The sequence below is a fragment of the Nostocoides sp. HKS02 genome (genome assembly GCF_009707485.1).
In the GTDB taxonomy this organism is placed as follows: domain Bacteria; phylum Actinomycetota; class Actinomycetes; order Actinomycetales; family Dermatophilaceae; genus Pedococcus.
In genome coordinates, this window is the sequence record NZ_CP046121.1 from 201,208 (window position 1) to 219,962 (window position 18,755).

General features: G+C 70.2%; 21 protein-coding genes. 12 read left to right on the forward strand and 9 right to left on the reverse strand.

Features of this window, described 5'->3' with window-relative positions; all coding sequences use genetic code 11:
* Nucleotides 1-27: 27 nt before the first annotated feature.
* The 6 genes from GKE56_RS00905 to GKE56_RS00930 are packed head-to-tail and all read right to left on the reverse strand — an operon-like array spanning nt 28 to nt 5,514.
* On the reverse strand, nt 28-1,248 hold the full coding sequence (locus GKE56_RS00905; protein WP_154682960.1) for a hypothetical protein: 1,221 nt from the start codon (nt 1,246-1,248) through the stop codon (nt 28-30).
* Nucleotides 1,245-2,666: a hypothetical protein gene (locus tag GKE56_RS00910; protein ID WP_154682961.1), complete on the reverse strand. Its 1,422-nt coding sequence runs from the start codon at nt 2,664-2,666 to the stop codon at nt 1,245-1,247. Before GKE56_RS00910 ends, GKE56_RS00905 begins: the two co-directional genes overlap by 4 nt.
* Nucleotides 2,663-3,001 (reverse strand): hypothetical protein, encoded by a 339-nt coding sequence (locus GKE56_RS00915; RefSeq protein ID WP_154682962.1) that lies wholly within the window; start codon nt 2,999-3,001, stop codon nt 2,663-2,665. The genes GKE56_RS00910 and GKE56_RS00915 overlap by 4 nt, the downstream gene beginning before the upstream one ends.
* Nucleotides 2,943-4,085 (reverse strand): hypothetical protein, encoded by a 1,143-nt coding sequence (locus GKE56_RS00920; protein ID WP_154682963.1) that lies wholly within the window; start codon nt 4,083-4,085, stop codon nt 2,943-2,945. The genes GKE56_RS00915 and GKE56_RS00920 overlap by 59 nt, the downstream gene beginning before the upstream one ends.
* On the reverse strand, nt 4,082-4,483 hold the full coding sequence (locus tag GKE56_RS00925) for a hypothetical protein (protein WP_154682964.1): 402 nt from the start codon (nt 4,481-4,483) through the stop codon (nt 4,082-4,084). The genes GKE56_RS00920 and GKE56_RS00925 overlap by 4 nt, the downstream gene beginning before the upstream one ends.
* Nucleotides 4,480-5,514, reverse strand: a complete 1,035-nt coding sequence (locus tag GKE56_RS00930; protein ID WP_154682965.1) for a hypothetical protein — start codon at nt 5,512-5,514, stop codon at nt 4,480-4,482. Before GKE56_RS00930 ends, GKE56_RS00925 begins: the two co-directional genes overlap by 4 nt.
* A 190-nt stretch (nt 5,515-5,704) precedes the next feature.
* Between GKE56_RS00930 and GKE56_RS00935 the strand changes: the two genes are divergently transcribed.
* From GKE56_RS00935 to GKE56_RS00980, 10 genes are all read left to right on the forward strand, one after another.
* Nucleotides 5,705-5,878, forward strand: coding sequence for a Flp family type IVb pilin (locus GKE56_RS00935; protein WP_154682966.1), 174 nt, complete (start codon nt 5,705-5,707; stop codon nt 5,876-5,878).
* Between the two features lie 47 nt (nt 5,879-5,925).
* Nucleotides 5,926-6,090, forward strand: a complete 165-nt coding sequence (locus GKE56_RS00940; protein ID WP_154682967.1) for a Flp family type IVb pilin — start codon at nt 5,926-5,928, stop codon at nt 6,088-6,090.
* Between the two features lie 104 nt (nt 6,091-6,194).
* Nucleotides 6,195-6,389 (forward strand): Flp family type IVb pilin, encoded by a 195-nt coding sequence (locus GKE56_RS00945; RefSeq protein WP_230209084.1) that lies wholly within the window; start codon nt 6,195-6,197, stop codon nt 6,387-6,389.
* Nucleotides 6,390-6,399: 10 nt separating this feature from the next.
* The gene (locus GKE56_RS00950) at nt 6,400-6,846 is read left to right on the forward strand and encodes a TadE/TadG family type IV pilus assembly protein (RefSeq protein ID WP_154682969.1); all 447 of its coding nucleotides are present in this window, start codon (nt 6,400-6,402) and stop codon (nt 6,844-6,846) included.
* A gap of 100 nt (nt 6,847-6,946) precedes the next feature.
* Nucleotides 6,947-8,173, forward strand: coding sequence for a pilus assembly protein TadG-related protein (locus tag GKE56_RS00955; RefSeq protein WP_195908201.1), 1,227 nt, complete (start codon nt 6,947-6,949; stop codon nt 8,171-8,173).
* A 15-nt stretch (nt 8,174-8,188) separates the two neighbouring features.
* Nucleotides 8,189-8,974, forward strand: a complete 786-nt coding sequence (locus GKE56_RS00960; protein ID WP_154682971.1) for a Flp pilus assembly protein CpaB — start codon at nt 8,189-8,191, stop codon at nt 8,972-8,974.
* Complete coding sequence (locus GKE56_RS00965; protein ID WP_154682972.1) at nt 8,971-10,161, forward strand: AAA family ATPase; 1,191 nt, start codon at nt 8,971-8,973, stop codon at nt 10,159-10,161. Before GKE56_RS00960 ends, GKE56_RS00965 begins: the two co-directional genes overlap by 4 nt.
* Complete coding sequence (locus GKE56_RS00970; RefSeq protein ID WP_154682973.1) at nt 10,158-11,534, forward strand: CpaF family protein; 1,377 nt, start codon at nt 10,158-10,160, stop codon at nt 11,532-11,534. Before GKE56_RS00965 ends, GKE56_RS00970 begins: the two co-directional genes overlap by 4 nt.
* A gap of 89 nt (nt 11,535-11,623) precedes the next feature.
* Nucleotides 11,624-13,543, forward strand: a complete 1,920-nt coding sequence (locus GKE56_RS00975; protein WP_195908202.1) for a type II secretion system F family protein — start codon at nt 11,624-11,626, stop codon at nt 13,541-13,543.
* A 1-nt stretch (nt 13,544) separates the two neighbouring features.
* Nucleotides 13,545-14,471, forward strand: coding sequence for a type II secretion system F family protein (locus tag GKE56_RS00980; RefSeq protein ID WP_230209086.1), 927 nt, complete (start codon nt 13,545-13,547; stop codon nt 14,469-14,471).
* Nucleotides 14,472-14,539: 68 nt separating this feature from the next.
* Here the strand turns inward: GKE56_RS00980 and GKE56_RS17050 are convergent, their stop codons facing one another.
* The 3 genes from GKE56_RS17050 to GKE56_RS00990 are packed head-to-tail and all read right to left on the reverse strand — an operon-like array spanning nt 14,540 to nt 16,802.
* A complete protein-coding gene (locus GKE56_RS17050) occupies nt 14,540-14,941 on the reverse strand; it encodes a response regulator transcription factor (protein WP_230209087.1) in 402 nt (133 codons plus the stop codon).
* Nucleotides 14,942-14,943: 2 nt separating this feature from the next.
* Entirely contained in the window at nt 14,944-15,189 is a 246-nt protein-coding gene (locus GKE56_RS17055) for a response regulator transcription factor (protein ID WP_230209088.1), read from the reverse strand.
* Nucleotides 15,186-16,802: a sensor histidine kinase gene (locus tag GKE56_RS00990; protein ID WP_154682975.1), complete on the reverse strand. Its 1,617-nt coding sequence runs from the start codon at nt 16,800-16,802 to the stop codon at nt 15,186-15,188. Before GKE56_RS00990 ends, GKE56_RS17055 begins: the two co-directional genes overlap by 4 nt.
* Before the next feature lie 114 nt (nt 16,803-16,916).
* Here GKE56_RS00990 and GKE56_RS00995 point away from each other — a divergent pair, with 114 nt between their 5' ends.
* Nucleotides 16,917-17,696, forward strand: a complete 780-nt coding sequence (locus tag GKE56_RS00995; protein WP_230209359.1) for a ComF family protein — start codon at nt 16,917-16,919, stop codon at nt 17,694-17,696.
* Nucleotides 17,697-17,961: 265 nt separating this feature from the next.
* Nucleotides 17,962-18,627: a ribosome hibernation-promoting factor, HPF/YfiA family gene (gene hpf, locus GKE56_RS01000; RefSeq protein WP_154682977.1), complete on the forward strand. Its 666-nt coding sequence runs from the start codon at nt 17,962-17,964 to the stop codon at nt 18,625-18,627.
* The last annotated feature ends 128 nt before the right edge of the window (nt 18,628-18,755 follow it).

Here is an 18,755-nt window from a genome sequence, read left to right on the forward strand (position 1 = left end):
CCGGCCACCGCTGGACCTCGCTCGGCCTCAGGGGTAGCCCCATCCGCGGTGGGGTCCGGCATAGACGAGCACCTTGTCGACCCAGAACCACTGGGCGACCAGCCCGAGCAGCACGCACAGGCCGATGGCCACGCGCTGTCGCCAGAGCTGTCGGACCGAGTCGGTGTCGGGGGCCCAGAACAGGCCCAGCGGGAACGCGAGGAGCAGGTAGCGAAAGAAGCTGAACGACGGGTTCGTCGTGGCGAGGATGTAGAGCGGGTAGACGGCGCCCCACGCACCGAGCTCGAGACCCCACCGCCGCCGCCCGGGCAGGACCACGAGCGCGCCGGCCAGGCCGACGAGGGCGACGAGGACCAGGACCCCCAGCCCGGGGTACTCGACGACGGTGGCGACCCAGGGGGGCACGAGCAGCGAGCCGGTGAAGCCTGGCCAGGCGCGCATGGTCGTGGTGTATGCCGTCGGCTCACCGGTGTGCAGGGCCGCGAGCGCAGGCCAGAGCCCGACCGCGAGCACGCTCGCCAGGCTGAGCACAGCGAGGCGGGCGTGGGGCACCGTGGCGCGGGCGCGGGAGGTTCGGGAGGCGCGGACGAGGTTCAGCCAGTGCGCGATCACCACGACGACGAGCACCGGGGCGAGGTTGCGGGTCAGCCCCAGCAGGACGACCGGGAGGATGCACCACAGGTAGTGCTGGCGGTGCAACAACCACAGTGCGCTGGCGACCAGCAGCAGCGCCAGGCTCTCGGTGTAGGCGGCTTGGAGAATCGGCGCCGAGACGAAGCAGCAGAGCAGCAGGACGCAGACCCGGGCGCGCCGGGAGTCGACACAGTCGGCGACGAGGCCGTAGACCACGACCACCGCGGCAGCACCGACGACGAGGTTGAACGTGGTCGCGACCACCGGAAAGCTGCCCCCGGTCAGCTGCATGAGCGTCCGCACCACGGTCGGGAACAACGGGAAGAACGCGAGGTTGGTCTGCGCGGGTGCTCCTGCTGGGCTGAGTGCGGTCGCCGCGTAGCCGTCTCGGACGATTCCCCAGTACCACTGGCCGTCCCACGAGGTCATGACCTCCCAGTAGGACGGGACCCGGTGCGCCACGACCGTGGTGTGGTAGCCGGCCACGCCCTCGATCCGGACCTTCCGGCCGGGCGCGGCGACCAGGACCATGAGGACCGCGACCAGTCTCGTCACGGCATAGATCGCCAGCGGCGTGGCCCACCAGCCGCGCCAGGGCAGCCACGCCCGCTTCACGGGGCGACCCGGTGCAGCACGACGTACCCGTCGCGGCTCGCCGTCGTCGCCCAGCCGGCCCGCTCCAGGGCCCCGGCCAGCGGGACCTCTTGGCGCAGCACGGCCCAGTTGGCGCCGGTGTGGGCGACGAAGGACTGCCACCCGGGACGCGCGTCCAGCGCGGCGGCATAGCCATTGACGTATGCCGGTGCGAAGACCTCGATGCGGGTGTCCACCACGAGCTGCAGGTGGGGGTAGGTGTGGAGCATCCAGCTCGACACGTTGAAGTCGTCGAACACCGTGCTGCCACTGGGGATCGCAGCGATCGCCGGTAAGAGTGCGGTCGGGGTCAGGAGGGGGCGTCGTGCGGACGCCGGCGCCGCGACGAGCCCCGCCAGGACAACGAGGACTGCCCCGGCCGCCATCGCCTTGAGCTCGAGGCGGGTGGGCGCGCTGGCCTCGGCGGTGCGCGCGGTGCGCCGGGCCTTGAGGCGCTGGGCCGCCTCGGCCGCCAACGGGACGGTGATCGCCACGGCCGGTGCACTGAGACGGGCGTAGGACAGGGCGAGTCCGAGCGCGAGCAGGAGGTGGAACACCCGCCACCACGACGTCCCGGTCCGCAGCCACGCTGCCGCGGTCAGCACCACGAGGGCCAGCGCGATCGCGACCAGCGGCTGCGTCGGCGAGGCGCGCTGCCACTCGCTGACCAGCGCGGCTGCGGCGGACCGGATCTGGAAGGGGGTGAGCAGCAGCCGTGGACCGACGGGGGTCACCGCTGCAGCCGCGACGGTGCCCGCGACGAGGAGGCCGGCGGACAACCCGGTGCGCCAGGACCGCCGGTCGAGCGCCAGGCCGGCCCCGGTCGCAGCCCCGACGAGCACGCCCAGCGTCCAGTAGCCGTGCGCCATCGCGAAGACCCAGCCCAGCGGCAGCCGCCACAGGCTGGGTACGCGGCCACCGAGCGCGGCCGAGCGCCACAGGTGCAGGCTGACGAGCAGGAGGACGAGGCCGAGGGTCTGGGGGCGTTCGGTGATGCTCCCGCTGAAGCCGAGCAGGCCCACCAGGGTCGCCAGCACGGCATACGGCAGGTCGGCGACGCGCCGGGTGAGCAGGTAGAGCAGCGCCGCGATGGCCACGCCGCCGATGGTGCGCAGCTCGACCAGGGCGGCGGCCCCGAACGGGCGATACAGCAGGGCGGCGACCACCGATCCGAGCCACTCGGTGAGGACGAACTGGTGGGTGGAGAACCTCGACCAGGGGTCGGGGCCGACGAACCGACCCGTGGCGAGCAGGTAGTCGCCGGCCCTGAGGTTCCACCAGGCATCGGGGCTCCGGAGCGGGCCGATGGTCGCGGTGGCGGTGGCCACGGTCAGCCCCGCGGCGGCGAGCAGCAGGAACGTCCGCTCGGAGCGGTCTGCCCGGCGCGCGTCGAGGGTCATGGGTTCGCCTGGGGAGCGCGCAGCAGGACGAAGGTGCTACTGGTCGCCATCGGGGCCCAGTGCCGCTCGTGGACCAGGGCGTCGGCTATTGCCGACTTCCGCTCGACGAGTGCGTACCGAGCGCCGATCCTCGCGACGAACGCCTCCCAGCCGGGCGCGGCGTTCCCGGCGTCGATGTAGCGGTGCAGGTAGTCCGTGGGGTAGATCTCCATCCGCAGGTCGGCGGCTGGGACCAGCTCCGGGTGGCTCCAGAGCAGCCAGCCGCTGATGCCGAAGTCATCCATGACGACGCTCTTGGGTGGCACCGTCGACAGCGCGCGGTCGATCGCCCCCATGCCCGTGGGGTAGGCGAAGGCCTTGGTGCCCGCCGGCCCCGCAGAGACCAGCGCCGCGACGAGCACCCCCACCCCCTAGCCCTGCCAGCAGCCCGACGCGCTCACGCCGGTCGACGCGCTCGCGGGTGGCGCCCAGCATCGACTGCAGGGCGCCGGCCAGCAGCGGTGCGCAGAGGATGGCGCCCAACGGCACGAGGCGCCACATGGCCAGCGTCAGGGCGGCCGAGAGGGCCAGCCAGGCGTACTGCCAGGAGGGTCGCGGCCACGGCCGCAGCAGCCAGCAGACGGCCGTGACGATGATGGCGGCCACGGCCGTGATGGAGAACGCGTTGTTCAGCGGGGTCGCCGCCCACTCGTCGGCGATCGAGGCTGCGTTGTTGGCGACGGTGAACGGTGCGAGGAGCAGCCGCGGCCCGAGCGGCGTGACCGCGACCGCAGCCGCGCTGGCCACGTTGACGGCGGCGAGGCGCCAGGCCAACGCCCGGCGGTGGTCGGGCTGCTGAAGCACCAGGCACACGGCGGTGACCACTCCGACGAGGATCCCGAACATCCAGAGCCCGTGGCAGCACGCCCAGAGCCAGTACAGCGGGACGAGCCACCACCGCGGGCGGCGGTCCTCGGCGGTCCGCAGCCACGCACCGATCACCGCCGCGAAGAGCACGAAGCTGACGAGCTGCGGCCTGGGGTTGAGGCTCCCGCTCGCCCCGAGGATCGCCACCCCGGTCGCGAGCGCCGCCGGGAGCCGGCCGGAGAGCCGACGCGCCGCGGCATACACCACCGCGGCGAGGAGGAGGATGCTCACCGTGCGCAGCCACGGCACCGCGCCCAGCCCAGCCCACCGGTAGGCCTGGGCTGCGACGGCCTCGGGCAGCCACTGGGTGGCGAGATAGGGGCCGCCGGCGAACCGCGCCCACGGGTCGGGGCCGTAGATCTGGTGGGTGTCGAGGATCTGCTCGCCGACGCGCAGGTGCCACCACACGTCCGGTTCCGAGAACGGCGACAGGCCCCGGGCGATGGCCACGAGGAACATCAGCCCGACCGCGGTCACGGTCAGGAAGGCAGGGGTGCGACGGCCGGTCGTCACCGGGGCTCCATGAGCACGTACCCGCGGTCGGCGGCCACCACGGTCCAGTGCCACTGGTTGCCCAGCGCCGAGACCAGGGGAGCGTCGGCCTTGAGCAGCGCGGCGCGTGCCTGGGTGCGAGCGAGGTATGCCGTCCAGCCGGGTTGGGCGCTGAGCGCGGCGATGTAGCCCCGCACGTGCGCCGCGCTGTAGACCTCGATGCGGATGTCGAAGACCGGACGCAGCTGCGGGGCCTGGAACATCAGCCACCCGGAGAGGTCGCCGTCGGAGATGACGTGGGTGCCCTGGGGGATCTGGCGCAGCGGTTGGGTCAGGGCGGTCGGCACCTGACGAGCCGCCTGCCCGCGGATGGCCGCGAGGGGGATGGCGAGCACGACCGCGGCGACGGTGGCTGTCACCAGGACGGCGAGCTCGGCGCCCCGGGCGCCGAGGGGGGAGGTGGGCTGGCGCTCGCCGCGTCAGAGCGGCGCCGGGTGAGGTAGCCCTCGGCGGCGTCGGCGAGCAGCATGGCGCCCACGATCGCCCCGATACCCACGGTGCGCTGCATGACGAGGACGAGGCAGATGGCGGCGACCCAGACCATCACCTGCCAGTACGGCGGCTGGCGCCGGCTGGTCACCCACAGCCCGAACACCGTGCCCAGCACGACGAGGGTGAGGGCCACCGACGGGGTGCGGACCGACGAGGCCATCCACTCGGTGACGAACTGGCGCGCGTTCCCGCCGACGGCGAACGGCGACAGGACGAGCCGCGGCCCGAGGGGGGTCAAGGCCGATGCGACGACGCACCCCGCCAGCACCGCAACCAGGCGGTTGCGCTCGCCTGGGGTGAACAGGCGTTGCAGGACGATGCCGGCGACGATGAGGGCCCCGATGCCCAGGCCCATGGCCCAGACCCCGTGGACGCAGGCGGCCAGCCAGGTGAAGGGGACCAGCCACCACCGGGGTCGGCCGTCGTGCGCTGAGCGCCACCAGGCCGCGACGGTGACGACGACCATGATGAAGCCGAGGAGCTGGGGTCGTTCGGTCAGTGAGGGGTACGCCCCGGCGATCGTCAGCGCCGTGGCCGCCAGGGCGATGGCCGGGCGCGCGGCCAGCCGGGTCGCCAGCACCATGGCGAGGGCGAACACGGCGATGCCGACGCCGCGGACCCAGGCCACCGCGGGCAGCCCGGCATGGTCGTAGAGGGCCGCGACGACGATCGAGGGCAGCCACTGGGTCGGCTCGTACGCGGAGCTGGCGTACGGTGCGAACGGGTCAGGAGCGGCGAACCGGTGGCCATCGAGGAGGAACTGCCCAACCTTGAGGTGCAGCCAGGGACTCGGGTCTGCCACAGCTCGCGTGGCGAGGGCGGTGAGCACCAGACCGGCGGCCGTCAGGCCTGTCCATCCGACCCGGGGCGAGCTCCGCAAGAAGGGCGTGCGGAACATGTGCCCACCCTGTCGGCTGCACACCCTCTGGGCAAGGACCACGCCACGCAATCGTCCGTTTTGCTGAGGTGCGTGACTCGAAGGTCCTAGTCGGTAGTGACTCGACGGGGGATTCGTGCTCGCTCGCGGATTGCGAGGCTATGCCGTGCAGACATTCGTCTGTCCCGTTGGTCTCGAAAGGACATCCGCAATGAGCAAGTTCGTCGCTAAGTTCCAGGCCCGCCTCGCCACCCGCGAGCAGGGCGCGACCGCGGTGGAGTACGGCCTCATGGTCGCCCTCATCGCGATCGTCATCATCGCCGCTGTCACCCTCCTCGGTGGCAACCTCAACAACCTCTTCAACAAGGTGGCCGTCAGCGTCTGAGCCGAGTCGGCTCGACCGAACATCCACATTTGTGAAAGGGAGTCAGCATGTCGAAGTTCCTCGCGAAGTTTTCTTCGCGTGACGAGCGTGGGGCGACGGCGGTGGAGTACGGCCTGATGGTCGCCCTCATCGCCATCGTGATCATCGCGGCCGTCACGCTTCTCGGTGGCAACCTGAACAACCTGTTCAACCAGGTTGCCGTCAGCGTCTGAGCACGTCCACAAGCCCGACGGGACCCCCGCCGCGCATCAGGGAGAGAGGTGTCATGAACGAGTTTTGGACCTTCGGTCGGACCGCGTGTTGCGGTGGCCTGGGTGTGAAGGCTCTGTTGGCATCCGCTCACGATCGCGGTGATCGCGGTCGCCTCAGCTCTCGCTGGGGCGACCGCGGTGCCACCGCCGTGGAGTACGCGATCATGGTCAGCCTGATCGCCGTCGTCATCGTGTCCGGCGTCAGCCTTTTCGGGCAGAACATCATCCACTTGTTCAACGTTCCTTCAAGCGCGCTGTGAGATCTGAGCCATGACCCATCGCCGTCACCGCCGGGAGCGCGGCGCAGCAGCAGTCGAGATGGCCATCGTGCTGCCACTCCTGCTGTTGATCACTGGTGGCATCGTCGATCTGGGACGCATGTACCTGGGAGAGATCCTCGTCACCAATGCAGCCAGAGATGGGGCCAGAATGGCCTCACTCAAGGCATACCCGGTGAGCGACATCGTCACGCGCGCCCAGTCCGCAACAAGCGGCATCACCCCGTTCGTAGCGGCCTCAGTCACCGTGACCGTCAACCCCAACCCGGCGACGGGTCCGACCACCTGCACCCCCGACCCCGCCACGACTGTCCCCGTGGCTACTGTCACCGTGAAGGCCGACAACTTCAGGTGGATGATCCTCGATGCCGTTCCGCGGCTTCTTGGGGCAACGATCAACCCTCCCACGATTTCCGCCACTGCTTCGATGCAGTGCTGAGCGACGAGGCAAGTCAATGCGTGGATTTATGGTGATGAGACGGCTTGCTCAAGTGGGCTCGCCGCGCCTACGTGGCGAGCGTGGTGCGATCGCGACCCTCGTGACGATTTTGCTGTCCGGAGGGGTGCTCTTCGGATGCACGGCGCTGGCTGTGGACGTGGGTTCGCTGATGTTCGAACGCCGACAGCTTCAAAATGGCGCGGACTCAGCCGCGTCCTCACTCGCCATGGCATGCGCCGACAACATGGCGGCGTGCACCATGTCCAACACCTCGACTGCCGCCGTCGTCAACCGGTTCAACAACGTCAACAACACCAAAGACCAAGTCGGCGGCATCGATTCGGTGTGCGGCAACTCGTTGGTGACGAACGTGGTCGCATCGATGCCGTTGTGCCCCGCCTCGACTGGTGGCACGACTGACTGTCCGCCCGTGAGTAGCGCCTTGGCGACCGCGAACGTCCCATGGGTCGAGGTGCACACGAAGACCCAGCAAGCCGACGGCACCAGCGCGGTACCGAATGTGATCACTCGAATGGTCACGGGTGCCAGTGCGACGACGGTCAAGGCCTGTGCGCGAGCGGCCTGGGGCCCGGCCGGCGTCGCCACCCTCAACATCCTTCCCGTGGTGATGTCCTACTGCGACTGGAAAGCGCAGACCGGCTACGACCCGCTGCACCCCAACAACCCGGGGCTGTACCCGCCTAGCCCAACTGCAGGACAGACACCCGGTTACGGAACCGTGGACAACCCTTGGCCCGCCTTGAGCTGGGAGCGCGCGGTGTACACGCAGGGAAGCACGTCCACGTGCACCACATGGAATGGGCACGTGGCCCCTGGCGGCTTCTCAGTCATTCAGGGCACGACGAGCTGTCAGGTGGCGAGCTCAATCGGCGATTGGTTCTGGGCGCGCCCGGGCAACTCGCGACCCTGCGACTCGACAATCTTCGACGGCTACCGCGGGAAGATCGTGTACATCCCGATCTTCGATTGCCTTTCGTACCAAGCGTGGCCAACATACGACCCCACTAACCCACCCGCAGGTGGGTGCAACAACGGGAATGGGAGCAACACGTACTACCACGTGTCGATGTACGCCGCGTTCTACCTCACGGGTTGGTACTTCTCCAGCAGTCCTCAGCCTTCAATCGTCCCAGGTAGCACGTTCGGCTCCCCAGGTCATCCCTGCGTAGGCGGTGACCGTTGCATGTATGGCTTCTTCGTGAAGGACCTGATCACGGGGGCCCAGCTTCAGGCGCTTCAGTCCGCGGTTGTCCCCGGTCCCCAGCCCCCCAACGGCGGTCTTCAGACCGCGACACCTGTCGGATAAAAGGAACAGACCACCATGGGACGCAGAGTTCTCGCCATCTTCGCCGCAGCAGTCATCGCCCTCATCGGGGTGGTCGCCGTACTGCTGTACGCCCGCGGCGCCGACGCCCGCGCGGTGTCCGCCAACGAGCCGACGTCGGTCTACGTCAGCACGAAGCCCATTCCGGCCAGCACCCAGCTCAAGGACGCGGTGCGCAGCGGGATGCTCGTCAAGACCGCGATCCCGGCCAAGGGTGTGCCGGCTGGTGCGCTCTCCGACGTGAACGCGGACAACGGGTCGCTCGTCGCGGTGACGGACATCGCCCCTGGTGAGTACGTCCTCGCGTCGCGCTTCGGCTCCACCCCGCAGGGCAGCAAGGCGATCGAGGTGCCGACGGGCATGGTCGCCGTATCGGTGTCGCTCAGCGACCCGGCCCGCGTGGGCAGCTTCGTCACCCCGGGGACGCACATCGGCATCTTCGACACGTACAAGGTCGCGTCGGCCGGGTCCTCGTCCGCCAGCGCCGCCAACGGCGCCGGCGTCGCGGGCACGTCGGTCCTGCTCGACGACGTCCTCGTGATCGGCATGGGCAGCACGGCGCTCAACCCGGGCACCCCGACGACGCCGGGTGCAGCGGCGCCCGCCGCCGCCGCCGCACCGGGGTTCCTGGTGACCGTCGCCCTGAGCCCGCACAACGCGGCCCGCCTGATCCATGCGATCAGCTCCGGATCGCTGTATGCCGTGCTGCGCAGCTCGGACCTGAAGATGGCCAACACGCCGACGGTGACCGACCTCAACCTCTTCTCAGGAGCCGGCCAGTGACTCTGCTCTGGGACGCCGACCCCACGGCCTCCGACCGGTACTCGTTCGCCCTCGGCGCGGACATCGTCCGCTTCGACAACCTCGCCACGGCCACGCGGGCCTTGCAGGAGTACGTGAACGACCCCCTGCTCATCATCGGGCCCGAGGTCGACATGCAGAGCGCGTGCGACCTGTCCGACTTCGCGAGGGTCGAGCGGCCCGAGATGGGCGTCGTGCTCATGCGGCGCCGACTCGACGTCACCGTCCTCGCGCAGGCGCTGCGATCGGGTATCCGCGAGGTCATCCCCGCCGACGACCTGACCGCGCTCGCCGATGCCGCGCGCCGCAGCCGCGAGCTCTCCTCGAAGGTCGCGGGCCACGTGGGCGACGCTGCGGTCACCGAGGGCCGCGTCGTCACGGTGTTCTCCGCCAAGGGTGGCGTGGGCAAGACGACGTTCTCGACCAACCTGGGGGCCTACCTCGCCTCCAAGGGATCCAAGGTCCTGCTCATGGACCTCGACCTCGCGTTCGGCGATGTCGCGATCAGCCTCCAGCTCCTGCCGCAGAACTCGATGTCCGACCTCATCGCGATGAGTGGGCACCTCGACGCCCAGGGCCTCGCCTCGATCGTCACCCGCCACGAGAGCGGTCTGGATGTCGCGGCGGCGCCGTCGGAGCCGAGCGATGCCGACCGCATCCCCGGTGCGCTGGTCGGTGAGGCCCTGCGGGTTGCGCGACGCGCGTACGACTACGTCGTCGTCGACACCCCGCCCGCGTTCACCGAGCACGTCCTGGCCGCCTTCGACGTGAGCGACCTGTTGATCCTCATCGCCACGCTCGACATCCCGGCGGTGAAGAACCTGCGCCTGAGCCTGGACACCCTCGACCTCCTGGGCAGCCCCAAGGAGAGCCGGGTCGTCGTGCTCAACCGGTCCGACGCCAAGGTCGGGCTGCGGGCCGAGGACGTCGTCGCGGCGATCCGCCAGGACATCGCCATCACGGTGCCCAGCAGCGCGGCCGTCCCGGCCTCGATCAACCGAGGTGTCCCGATCGTCCTCGACGAGCCGCGCCACGCGGTGAGCGTGGCGCTTCGCGAGCTCGCCGACCGATTCATCCGCGTCCAGCCCGCCGCCGGGTCCCCCGGCAGCAAGGCGGACGAGCCGAAGCGTTCCGAGCGCTGGAGCCTGACCCGAGGGAGCAAGCGATGAGTCTCGCCGACCGTCTCGAGAGCGTTCGTCGCCAGCAGCAGCAGGCCGCTGCACCCCAACAGCAGCGCAGCCCCAGCGCCCCAGCCGAGCGGGTGCGGATCGCTGACCCGTTCGCCGCGGTGAAGGCCAGCGTGCACCAGGCGCTGCTCGACTCCCTGGGCCCGCAGCTCTACGACCCGCACCTGGACCAGTCCGAGCTCGAGAGCCGGGTCCGCCACACCCTCCAGGAGGTCATCGACTCCGAGGAGACCCCGCTCTCGCACTCAGACCGCACCCGGATCGCTCAGGAGGTCGCCGACGAGATCCTCGGCCACGGTCCGCTGGAGCCGCTCCTGCGTGACAGCGAGATCTCCGAGATCATGGTCAACGGCGCCGACCGCATCTACGTCGAGCGCGCTGGCAAGCTCTACTCGGTTGAGACGCACTTCTCGTCCGAGGCGCACCTGCGACGCACCATCGACAAGATCGTCGGTCGGGTCGGTCGCCGAGTCGACGAGGCCAGCCCGCTGGTCGACGCGCGTCTGCCCGATGGCTCGCGTGTCAACGCGGTGATCCCCCCGATCGCGCTCGACGGGGCCATGCTCACCATCCGAAAGTTCTCGACGGACCCCTTCACCGACCGCGACCTCATCGCCTTCGGCACCTTCACGCCCCGCGTCCGCGACTTCCTGATCGGCTGCGTCCGCGGGCGGCGCAACATCATCATCTCGGGTGGTACCGGCTCCGGTAAGACGACCCTGCTCAACGTCATCTCCTCGTTCATCCCCGACGACGAGCGCATCGTCACGATCGAGGATGCCGCCGAGCTCCAGCTCAAGCAGGACCACGTGCTGCGGCTCGAGTCCCGCCCGTCCAACATCGAGGGCAAGGGCGCCATCCCGATCCGCGAGCTCGTCAAGAACTCGCTGCGTATGCGGCCCGACCGCATCGTCGTCGGTGAGATCCGTGACGGGGCCGCGCTCGACATGCTCCAGGCGATGAACACCGGTCACGACGGGTCCATCACCACGGTGCACGCCAACAGCCCGCGCGACAGCCTGTCGCGCCTCGAGACGCTGGTGCTCATGGCGGGCGTCGACCTGCCCGTGCGCGCCATCCGCGAGCAGGTCGCGGGAGCCGTGGACCTGGTGATCCAGCAGGCCCGCCTGAAGGACGGCTCACGCCGCATCACCGCCATCAGCGAGGTGGCGGGTATGGAGTCGGACGTCATCACGATGCAGGACCTGTTCACCTTCGACTACAGCGCCGGCCGTGACGACCAGGGGCGGTTCAAGGGCACCCTGGTCAGCACCGGTCTGCGACCGAAGTTTTCCCAGGAGCTGCACGACCAGGGCATCGAGTTCGCTCCGGACCTGTTCATCCGGGGGGTGTGATGCTGCGGTTCTCACGACAGCGTGTCCACCGGGCCCCCACGCGCCCGGCTCGGGCTGCCCTCGGCGCCGCTGCCGTCCTGGTCACAGCCGTGGCCACCGGAGCCGTGGCCGCCAGTGCCGCCAGCGCGGCGCCCTCACCCATCGACGTCACGGTGTCCGCGACTCGGCTGACCGGTGACGTCCTCACCGGCGTGCTCAGCGTGCGCCAGGACGGCGTCCCCGTCCCCGTCGACGCCGGGAGCCTGCACGGCACCGTCAACGGCACGGCATACCCCGTGACCGTGACCACGGCGAACCGGCCCAAGCGCGCCACGATGATCGTCGTCGACACCAGCGGATCCATGGGCACCCAAGGCATGGCGACCGTGCGCCAGGCAGTCAAGGTGTTCCTCGCCGACGCGCCGAAAGACGTTGCGGTCGGCCTGATCTCGTTTGCGGGCACGGCGGGGGTCGACGTGCCGCCCACCTCGAACCGCAGCCAGGTCCAGAACGTCGTCAACAGCCTGGTCGCCCGCGGCGAGACCACGCTCTACGACGCGCTCTCGCTCGCGGGGCCGGCGATGGCCGGCTACCAGGACCGCAGCCTGGTGCTCCTCAGCGATGGCGGCGACACCCGGAGCAAGGCCACCAAGGCCGGTGCCACCGCCTCCCTCACGAAGTACGGCGTGCGCGCCGAGGTGATCGGCTTCAACACGGCCGACAGTGACAACACCGTGCTCGCCGGCTTCGCCAAGGCAGGGGGCGGAACGCTCGCTGCCGCGTCCAACCAGAGCGCGGTCAAGGCCGCGTTCGAGGATGCCGCCAAGGCGCTGGACACCCAGGCCACCTTCTCGGTGAACGCCGGGAGCGCGACGAGTGGCACCCAGAAGGTCGTGCTCTCCGGAACCGTTGGGGGAGTGCCCTTCGAGGCCGCGACCCCGGTCGACTTCGGCGCCGCAGCCACCCCGACCGTGACGCCGACGGAGCCGGCCCCGGTCGCCGGCTCGGCCGCGCCGGCGAGACTCGTCGCGCCCAAGGGCACGCCGATGGCCCTCATCGCAGCGATCGGCGCCGTCAGCCTGGGGCTGCTGCTGCTGACCGCGGCCTTCGTCGCACCGATGTTCCGCTCCAGCCGCAGCCAGCGGGTCGACTCGATCGAGCGGTACGTCACCCCGGGCATGACCGTGACCACGGACAACCGCGCGGTCAGCCCGACCTCGATCACCACCAGCTTGGTCAACGTCGGCGACCGCATGATGGAGGGCCGCGAGTCGACCAGCAAGACCATGGCCCTCATCGACCGCGCCGACCTGCCGTTGCGTGCGGGGGAGTGGTGGGTGCTGCGGCTCGTGGCCCTACCGATCGGGATCGCGGCGGGCCTGGTGCTGTTCCGAGGCGGCGTCATCATGACCTTCTTCGCAGTCGTCGTCGGTGGCGCGCTCGGGTGGTTCCTCCCGGCGTTCGTCCTGCGATTCCTCGCCAAGCGCCGCGCCAAGAAGTTCGAGTCCCAGCTGCCCGATGTGCTGACCCTCGTCGCGAGCAGCCTGAGCACCGGGTTCTCGCTCCTGCAGGCACTCGACGCGGTCGCGAAGGACGCTGCGGAGCCAGCGGCCAAGGAGTTCAGCCGCACCCTCGCCGAGACGCGCATCGGCGCGGACGTCGGCGACGCCCTCGAGCACATGTCGGCCCGGATGCAGAGTGACAACATGCGCTGGACGGCCATGGCGATCCGGATCCAGCGCGAGGTCGGTGGAAACCTGGCCGAGACCCTGCGCACGACCGCCAAGACCCTCCGCGAGCGGGAGGAGCTGGCCCGCCACGTGCGCGCGCTGTCCGCGGAAGGCCGGCTCTCGGCATACATCCTCATCGCCCTGCCGATCGGCATCTTCTTCTACACGATGATGACCAACCGCTCCTACGTGGAGCTCCTCTGGACCCGCGCGCTGGGTCTGGGCATGTTGGCGGGCGGGATCATCTCGCTCGGCATCGGCATGGCCTGGATGCGCAAAGTCGTGGATGTGAAGGTCTGACATGCCAGGAGTCATCATGCTCGTCGTCGCGCTCGCCGCCATCGGGCTCGCGTTGGTCACCATCGTCCTCGCGGTCTCGTGGGGAGCAGGCGAGGCGACCGGGGTCGCCCGTTCGCTCGCCATCATCGAGCGCCAGGTCGACAAGCACGAGGTCGGCCGCGCCGACCTGCCGGCGATGGAACGGCTCTTCCGGCCGTTCATGCAGAAGACCCGGGGGCTGGCCTACCGCCTCTCTCCGGACGGCACCTCGGACCGGATGACGCGCCGGCTCGACCTTGCCGGGAACCCGGGAAACTGGACCGCGGAACGGATCATGGGCGCCAAGGGCGGGCTGCTGCTCGGCTTCGCCCTGGTGGGCGTGCTGTTCGGTGGACTCGGCATGCGCGGCCTGCTCTATGCCGCGGTCGGCGCCGCGGCAGGGTTCTTCCTGCCGGACCTGTTGCTGATGAACCTCGGCATGAAGCGCCAGGAGGAGCTGCGCCTCGGGCTGGCGGACGCCCTCGACATGCTCACGGTCTGTGTCGAGGCGGGCCAAGGCTTCGACGCGGCGCTGCTGCAGGTGGCGCGCAGTGTCGACGGACCCATCGCGGGTGAGTTCGCGCGGGTGCTGTCGGAGATCCAGATCGGCAAGAGCCGCGGTCAGGCGTTCAGCTCGCTGGCCGACCGGACCACGGTGCCTGAGGCGCGCAACTTCATCAGCGCCCTGGTCCAGGCTGACCGGCTGGGCCTGCCGATCGGCAACGTCCTGCGCGAGCAGTCGCACCAGATGCGGCTCGTGCGGCGTCAGCGCGCCGAGGAGAAGGCCCAGAAGGTGCCGGTGAAGATCCTGTTCCCCATGCTGCTGTTCATCTTCCCGGCGCTGTTCATCGTCATCATCGGCCCCGGTGCCATCCGCATGATCGACACGTTCAGCGGGCTCGGCCACTGACCGAGGCGCAGGAACGGCAACGAATGCCGTGGGCGCGCCACACGTATGCCGTGAGCGCACCTGGGCGGTCAGCGCAACGTGTGGCCGACCGACTCCGACTTGACCAGACCCAGCCGCAGCGCCGCCATCACGGCGGAGGCGCGGTTGTGGGCACCGAGCTTCTCGTAGACCTTGGACACGTGGGTCTTGACCGTCGACTCGCTCATGTAGAGACGCTTGGCCACCGCCGCGATGGAGTCGCCGGCGACCAGGCGGTCGAGCACCTCGGCCTCGCGCGGCGTGAGCCGGGGCTTGTCATTGGAGTCGCGTCGACGCAGGGCTTCGGCCAGGCCCGTGGCCATGAACGCCTCAGGTGCCACCGCGGCGCGGCGCACCGCGGCGATGACCTCGTCGGACGGGGCCGACTTGAGCACCAGCGCCGAGGCCCCGAGGTCGAGCGCCTCGAGCAGGGTCTCGTCGTCGTTGTGCATGGTCAGCACGACGATGCCCAGGCGGGGGAGGCCTCTCGGGCCGCGCGAGCGAGCACGAGCCCTGAGCCGTCGGGCATCGAGACGTCCACCACCAGCACGTGGATGAGGCTCTGCGCCAAGACCGAGCGACCCTCGGCGATGCCGCCGGCTTGGCCGACGACGGACAGATCGGGCTCGCTGTCGATCATCCGGCAGACAGCCTCACGGACAAGGGTGTGGTCGTCGATCACCACGACATTGATGGTCATGAGGGCTGCGGGATCCTTTCGTGAGAAAGCGTGGCGGACGGTGCCGCGCCGCGCGCTCGCATCCGCATGCGCACGGCCACTCCGTCGCCAGCGTAGGGGGTCACGGTGATTTCGGCTCCCAGACCGTTCAACGGATGGGCAGCAAAGTCGCGCGGACCCAGCGAGCTCGTGCCGTCGTGGGCCATCCACAGCTCGACTCGCGGGGCGGCCACGTTGAGCCGGACCTCCACGGTCGTCGAGTTCAGCGAGTGACGGGCGTCGGCGAGCACCTGGAGAAACAGTCGGTAGATGAGGACCTCGGTGTGTGCAGGGAGGCGAAAGCCTGTCTCGCTCAGGTGGATCCGAGTGGTGACGCCTGAGCTGGACCCGAAGTTCTGGAGACGCGCGCCGATCAGGGCGCCGAGGCCGGTGTCGGGTCGCACCGCGATGCGTAGGTCGGCGATGTGCAGTCGCAGGTCGCCCAGCACGCGCGACACCTCGACGCGCAGGTCGTCGAGGCCCTCGGCGAGCGGCGAGCCCTGGTCGCGCGCGATGCGCCGCATGGCGTCCAGGCCGAACCCCAGGGCGACCATCTCCTGGGCGATCCCGTCGTGCATCTCACGAGCCAGGCGTTCGCGCTCCTCGAGGCCGGCGCGCTCGCGCAGACCCGCGAACAGCACGGACAGGTCGATGTTCGCCGAATGGCGGCCGGCGACCTCCTCGGCGGCGGCCAGGTCCTCGGTGGTGAAGGGCGTCACGAGCGGCCGGTCGGCCACGAGCAGGCCCAGCCGGTGGCCCTTGTCGTCGTTGAGCGGCACCACGATCACCGACCTGGCCACGAGGTCGCCAGTCCACTCCGCCAGGGTGGACCTTCCCTGGTGCCAGGCCATGGCGAGGACCGAGCCCTCGTCCATCGGGTCGGGCCAGGGGGTGCGGTCGGCCCCACGGATGGCGAGCGGGACGGCGGGGTTGTCGCCGTAGCCGACGAGGACAGCGCTGCGCGCAGCGCGCATCCGGTTGGCGAGGTCCTGCAGGGCCATCTCGGCCGAGCCGGGGGCGTCGAATCCGGTGTCGAGGGTGTCGGCGAGCTCGTGGAGCCGCCTGAGCAGCAGTCCGGCCTCGGCCGCGACGTTGGGGTCGACGGCCGGCGGCGGGTCGTCCTCGAGTCGGTGGGACCACGCCCCGAGGAGGCCGAAGACGAGCGAGAGCAGGCAGGCCAACATGATCCGCTGGGTCTCGAACTCGTCGACCACGTGAGCCCACCACGACACGCTCATGGCCGAGGTGAAGCCGATGACGAAGACGATGAGGGCGCCCCGCCGGCCGAAGTGCAGCCCGGCGTGGAAGGCGGGGATGAGGATGAGCAGTTTCGACCACGGACCGCCGTATCCCATCGCGACTCCCGCCACGAGGGCGGAGCAGCAGACCAGGGCGAGTACCTGGGGGCGGCGCAGGACGGTGTTCTCGATGCTGATGTGGGGCAGCGCGGTCGCGGCGAGGTCGAGGGTGACCACCAGAAGGATCCACGGCGCTGCGGCGAATCCCGCGCCATCGGCGACGGCGAACAGGGCCGTGATGACGGCAAGTCCGAGACGCAGCCTGGTCGCGACGGCAAGGCTGGGAAGCCAACGCATTGTCGCCTCCCATCTCGTGTCCCCGGCATCCAGCTGTCCACAGGCCAAGGCCAGACTAGTCCCCGTCCACACCTCCTCGCTGCCCTTTGGTGGTCAACACCCCGGCGCGTGAGCATGGCGGGCATGGGGATCGCGGGATCGGTGGGGCCGGTTCGGGCGCAGGCCGCGGGCACTGCCCTGCGGTCCTTGCTCGACCTCGCGCTGCCCCTGTCCTGCGCCTCGTGCCAGGCCCCGGACCACCGCATCTGCCCGGCGTGCAGGCTCGCCGTCGCCGACTGTCTGTGGGCCGGTGGTCCACGAGCGGTCGCACCACGTCCAGCGCCTGCCGGCTTGCCCGAGGTGATCTCGGCCGGGCGCTACGAAGGGCCAGTCGCGCGACTCGTCAGCGCCTACAAGGACGCCGGGCGGCGTGACTGCGCGGCCGTGCTGGGGGGCTTGCTCGCATCGTCGCTCGAGGCCAGCCTGGGGCGTCACGCGACCACCGCGCACCTCCTGCGTCGGGGCGACGGCCCGGTGCTGGTGGTGCCGGTCCCGAGCTCGCGGGCGGCGCGGCGTCGGCGCGGCGACGCGCCGATGGCCGACCTGGCCCGACGCGCCTGCGACGAGTTCTCGCCGACCGAGCTGCTCCCGGCACCCGCGCTCGCACCCCGGCGGCGGGTCGCCGACCAGGCCGGCCTCACCGCGGCCCAGCGCGCCGCCAACCTCGAGGCATCCATGCAGGTGCGTCGGTCCTGGGAGCAGATCGTCGACGGCGCCGTCTGCGTCGTGGTCGACGACGTGCTCACGACCGGCGCGACGCTGGTGGAGGCTGCCCGAGCCCTGCGCGAAGCGGGTGCCCGCGAGGTCACCGCGGCCACGATCTGCGCCACCCAGCGCCGCGCCGCACGCCGGTGAGGCGCCCGCCGAAGCCGCCGGCCCGATGCGACTGCAACCCTCGGTGGTCCCCGCTGTCGCATTGGGCTGGCGTGGTCTACCGTCGGTCTATGGCCCCCCTGGCCCTCGTGCAGCACGCGAACCCAGGGCGCCCCGGACGCGGTCCGGTTGGCGCCCCGGTCCCGGGGACGGGCCTCCACCCCCCGGGGGAGAGCGGGGTGGTGCCGCGGCTGAGCGGGGTCTCGTCAGACCCGATTCGCGTACCCACCAACCCATGGAGGACCCCGTGGAGATTGTCGTCACCGGACGCCACCTGCAGGTTTCAGATCGATTCCGTGCCCACCTCGACGAGAAGCTGGCGAAGATTCCGCAGCTCGCCCCGCGCGTCCAGCGCGTCGACGTCGTGGTCAGTCACGAGCCCAACAAGCGACAGGCCAAGGCCTGTGAGCGGGTCGAGATCACCTGCCATGTCAAGGGGCCCATCGTGCGGTCCGAGGCGTGTCTGGACGACAAGTACGCAGCGCTCGACGTCGCGCTCGACAAGCTCATGGAGCGGCTGAGGCGCGCCCAGGACCGCAAGCGGGTGCACCGCGGACGCCGGTCGCCCGAGTCGGTGGCCCGCGCCACCGCGCGCATCACCGACGAGGCCGCGCCGACGGGCACCGAGGACCACGTGCACGCCGGCGCTCCTGACGGCGACCGCTTCGGCACCCAGGGCAACTCGCCGGTCGAGATCCGCGAGAAGATCCACGCCACCGTGCCCATGGGACTCGACCAGGCGGTGCGCGAGATGGAGCTCGTCGGGCACGACTTCTTCCTCTACCACGACGAGGAGACCGGCCAGCCGAGTGTGGTCTACCGGCGCCGTGGCTGGTCCTACGGCGTGATCCACCTCGACGTCGACCACGACGTCCGACGTGACCTCGACCCGGCCGCTCGCAAGGTCTCCTGAGCGTCACGCCCGGGTGCGGCGGGGCAACGGTGCTGGTCAACAGCGGTGTGCCAGACCTTCTGGGCGCACGGAAATGGTCGGCACCGAACCCCGCACGTGACAGGATGGCGTCGTGAGCAACGGCAGCG

Coding starts and splice junctions, on each gene's coding strand:
- GKE56_RS00910 (WP_154682961.1), bottom strand. CDS start 2,666: ATGACCCTCGACGCGCGCCGGGCAGACCGCTCCGAGCGGACGTTCCTG.
- GKE56_RS00915 (WP_154682962.1), bottom strand. CDS start 3,001: ATGGGGGCGATCGACCGCGCGCTGTCGACGGTGCCACCCAAGAGCGTC.
- GKE56_RS00930 (WP_154682965.1), bottom strand. CDS start 5,514: ATGTTCCGCACGCCCTTCTTGCGGAGCTCGCCCCGGGTCGGATGGACA.
- GKE56_RS00935 (WP_154682966.1), top strand. CDS start 5,705: ATGAGCAAGTTCGTCGCTAAGTTCCAGGCCCGCCTCGCCACCCGCGAG.
- GKE56_RS00940 (WP_154682967.1), top strand. CDS start 5,926: ATGTCGAAGTTCCTCGCGAAGTTTTCTTCGCGTGACGAGCGTGGGGCG.
- GKE56_RS00950 (WP_154682969.1), top strand. CDS start 6,400: ATGACCCATCGCCGTCACCGCCGGGAGCGCGGCGCAGCAGCAGTCGAG.
- GKE56_RS00960 (WP_154682971.1), top strand. CDS start 8,189: ATGGGACGCAGAGTTCTCGCCATCTTCGCCGCAGCAGTCATCGCCCTC.
- GKE56_RS00970 (WP_154682973.1), top strand. CDS start 10,158: ATGAGTCTCGCCGACCGTCTCGAGAGCGTTCGTCGCCAGCAGCAGCAG.
- GKE56_RS00980 (WP_230209086.1), top strand. CDS start 13,545: ATGCCAGGAGTCATCATGCTCGTCGTCGCGCTCGCCGCCATCGGGCTC.
- GKE56_RS17050 (WP_230209087.1), bottom strand. CDS start 14,941: ATGCACAACGACGACGAGACCCTGCTCGAGGCGCTCGACCTCGGGGCC.
- GKE56_RS17055 (WP_230209088.1), bottom strand. CDS start 15,189: ATGACCATCAATGTCGTGGTGATCGACGACCACACCCTTGTCCGTGAG.
- GKE56_RS00990 (WP_154682975.1), bottom strand. CDS start 16,802: ATGCGTTGGCTTCCCAGCCTTGCCGTCGCGACCAGGCTGCGTCTCGGA.
- GKE56_RS00995 (WP_230209359.1), top strand. CDS start 16,917: ATGGCGGGCATGGGGATCGCGGGATCGGTGGGGCCGGTTCGGGCGCAG.